The sequence below is a fragment of the Christiangramia sp. genome (assembly GCF_029937855.1).
In the GTDB taxonomy this organism is placed as follows: domain Bacteria; phylum Bacteroidota; class Bacteroidia; order Flavobacteriales; family Flavobacteriaceae; genus Christiangramia.
In genome coordinates this window covers 1-3,413 of the sequence record NZ_JAPYPC010000067.1, presented here as the reverse complement: position 1 = coordinate 3,413, position 3,413 = coordinate 1, and the positions used below count along the sequence as shown (strand labels likewise).

General features: G+C 33.7%; 2 protein-coding genes. One reads left to right on the top strand and one right to left on the bottom strand.

Annotated features, from left to right (window positions below; all coding sequences use genetic code 11):
* Positions 1–1,465 precede the first annotated feature (1,465 nt).
* Entirely contained in the window at positions 1,466–2,209 is a 744-nt protein-coding gene (locus Q1K34_RS17860) for a PepSY-like domain-containing protein (RefSeq protein WP_300442075.1), read from the top strand.
* Positions 2,210–2,689: 480 nt separating this feature from the next.
* On the opposite strand, the gene Q1K34_RS17855 is transcribed toward Q1K34_RS17860, so the two are convergent.
* Positions 2,690–3,253, bottom strand: a complete 564-nt coding sequence (locus Q1K34_RS17855; RefSeq protein ID WP_300442072.1) for a DoxX family protein — start codon at positions 3,251–3,253, stop codon at positions 2,690–2,692.
* Positions 3,254–3,413: the final 160 nt, after the last annotated feature.

The window sequence follows — 3,413 nt, the reverse complement described above, 5'->3', positions numbered from 1 at the left end:
CCCAAAAGCCAATTTTCAGAGTTTTTACTACTAATCAAAAAAAGTAAATTTTTGTGAAAGATTACCTTGTCAAATTTTGAATCGGTATTCCTTATTTATTTTTGAAAAAAAATGAAGGGGGGAATAGCAAGAGGGTAACGGGCAGAGCCACGTTACGACATCTATTCCCCCTTAATATTCAATGAGTTTATCGCCTTGTGATTTTAAAATACATTCTATTTTTCACGTAAAAACCTTTGAAACCCTTGAAAACAAGGAAATTTTTCACGGAAAAATCCAAATTGTCCAATGTAATCCAGCCCATCGAATTAACCCAAAAGAATAATTTTGAATTTGAAATGAATTTTGTTTTTACGAAAAAACCTTCGCAGCCCAGTAAAATTGGCAAGTATTTTAGTAAAAAACATCTATTTTGGAATACAATTCTTACAAAAGTGATAGAGTGAAATATCTCCAAAATTACTACAGTAGAATTAGATTTCTGGAAGAAACAAAGAGCCTTCACCACATTTCCTTCCTCTTCACAAAAGCTCCGTTTCAGGAAAAGAGGTCCATTTAAATCTTGGACACGAGCCAAAAAGTTGTGAATAGGTTTAATAAACAAATCTGTAAAACCTTTTTGACTCAAGTCCGCCAGATTACTTTTCATAACCTTATTCTACAAAACGATCCAGATCTACATTTAAATACTCATCTGCTATTCTTACGTCGCCTTACCTTTGGATATTTAAAAAACAGGATTTAAAATTAGCGGACTGCATAAAGCCGCTTTGCTTTTTATAAGTCCTTATTAATTTCAAATCCTGAAATATAAATTGACATCAAAAGGTAATGCAAACAGCTCTGAAAGAAGTAAATTGAATTAAAAGCGAATTTATTTTCAATCTGTTCTGAATGTCTACTCATTTCAAAACAAAAAGGAAAATGCTCCAGGTAAAAAAAGTAAATTTTTATGGTAGACAGTTAGAGCAATTTTAGTTGGTGTTTAAGGATCTACTTAAGGAATTCTTTTAGCAAAATAAGTTTGAAGATCGACAACAAGATTCTTCTCAACTATAAAAAATAGGAGGGGAAGCAAGATGTGTCATTGTCATGACAATCTTGCTTTGCGCCCGGAGGTTGCAAAGAATTATTTGTATCTTTAAAATCGCTGTAAACTTTTAATTAGTTTATTCCACAAAGGGTCACCCCCCAAGTGGAATGAATAAGGGGAAATGCAGGTAAAAGCGTCATTTCCCCTTTTTCATTATTTACATGCCTCTTCACCAAAGGGTTTTAAAATCTGCTAGCGTTCAAAAGCTATTTTAATAAGGATTATTTAAAAAGGGGAAAAACTGCATGATACTGACCCTATTCCTATTAAAATTAGAGTTTTAGAAAAAGTTCTATCTTTGGCATAATATTTATTATTTATTTGCTCTATCGAAGTAATAAACTATTCGCTCTAATCTAAAATAACTGAAAAATGAAAAACTTAACCACGCTTACTTTAACTGTATGTGGACTCCTGCTACTTTCAGCTTGTTCTTCCGAAGAGGAAAATAACACTGAAGAAAATTTAAATGCTATTGCATTTACAGCAGATGCTCATGTAAGAACTTCTACACTACCCCAGAGCATTCTGGAATTTATTACCAACAACTATCCTGGCCTGACTATTATAGAAGCTGAAGTTGAGGATAATAATAATTTTGAAATTACCTTAAGTGGCAATACTGAGTTAATATTTGATTCGCAAGGTAATTTTTTAGGTGAAGACCGAGATGATGAAGATGATTTTGGAGATGAAGATTTGGAGGTATCCGAATTACCCGAGAACATACTCGATTTTATCGACGAACACTTTCCGGGGGTTGGCATTGACGAGGCTGAAAGGGAAAGTAATGGGCATTACGAAATTGAATTGGACAATGACATCGAATTAATTTTTGATGTCAATGGAAATTTTCTTGGAATCGCTCATGACGAGAATGAAGATGAACAGGATGAAATGGATATCCATCCTGATGATTTACCACAGGCAATTAAAGATTATATCAGTGCTAACTATCCTGAAGAGACCATTATTGAAGCAGAAATAGAAGAGGATGGTACTTATGAAGTGACACTAAACAATGGCATAGAACTGGAATTTGACGAGGATGGAAATTTCCTTAGCGCGGAAGATGGAAATGGAGATGATGATGATGATGATGATGAAAATGATTAACATGGCGAATATATAAGGGAAACCTACTAAAAAAATCTATCATATTTTCTCTAATTACAGTGATGGACGGATGTAGTAGTGATGATTTCAATTCAAGCAGTGCTACATCAAGGTAAATGGCCAGAGGCTATGTGAAGATGTTGACGATTTCAAGGGTGATATTTAGTGATGGAAATTTACAGGAAACGGCAGGAGAGTAATCAGAATTTTTTCAATGGAGAAACTCTTTCAATACGGCCAATTATAATGCCCATATTATGGCTGTTTCACAGGGCACATATAGGGTGATGGTCAAGGATCCTCCCAAAAAAATAGACTTCTATTGACTATCTATCCTTCTTTCAATGAATTAATATGGATTTTAATTTTATGGAAATTCAGATTAGAGAAGTAGAAAGCTTGAAGATCGTTCGTCGTTAAAGGGATTCAAAATTATAAAAACTGGAATCCTATTTCATATAAACTACAATTAGTTATATTTTAAATAGTTGTAGATTTTTTCTCCTTCTCAGGCGACCCGTTAAATCGTCTGTGAAACCTTTGCCGGTTTTCAATATTTTGAGCTTTATGGGCTATCACCGGATTAGCAATCAATAATCCTCCATTAGCAGTAGCGCCAAGGACTATGGCCGAAGAAACTAAAATAATATTCTTTATGATATATTGTCCCAACAGAGTAGGTACAAAAGCAGTATCAGTCCATGTTTGGTCCGGGAAAAGTACAAGTGGCATAAAGGTCCCCAACATTTGAACATAAAGTAGCAATAATGTAAAACGCATAAATTTACTCGTTAATAACCCTATGCCTATCAAACACTCCCAAGTAGCAAGTGTAGGCATGGAGAAAGCAGGTGGAAGAAGTTCAAAAGTCATAACCGAAATGGTATCAGAGGCAATGGTTTCTGCGGTACTTACTCCAGGGAAATACTTAATTACGCCAAACCATATAAAAATGAGTCCAAGAGATATTCTTAAGATAGTTAAACCATTTCTCGCCTTCCATTCGATCAATTCAATTAATGTACGCTGAATTATAGTTGCCAAAACAAAAATTTTTAAAATCCTTAGTTATATATACGCATATATAGCATTTTTGGATTTTCAGAACAAATAAAATTAATTTCCTTTTTGATTTAAGTCTTTAATCTCGGATTATATTAAGAAACTCAAGTTTCGATTTTAAAATACAATTATCTTCCTGAAA

Excerpts from the sequence above, each read along its gene's own strand:
- Q1K34_RS17860 (WP_300442075.1), top strand. The coding sequence starts at position 1,466 with ATGAAAAACTTAACCACGCTTACTTTAACTGTATGTGGACTCCTGCTA.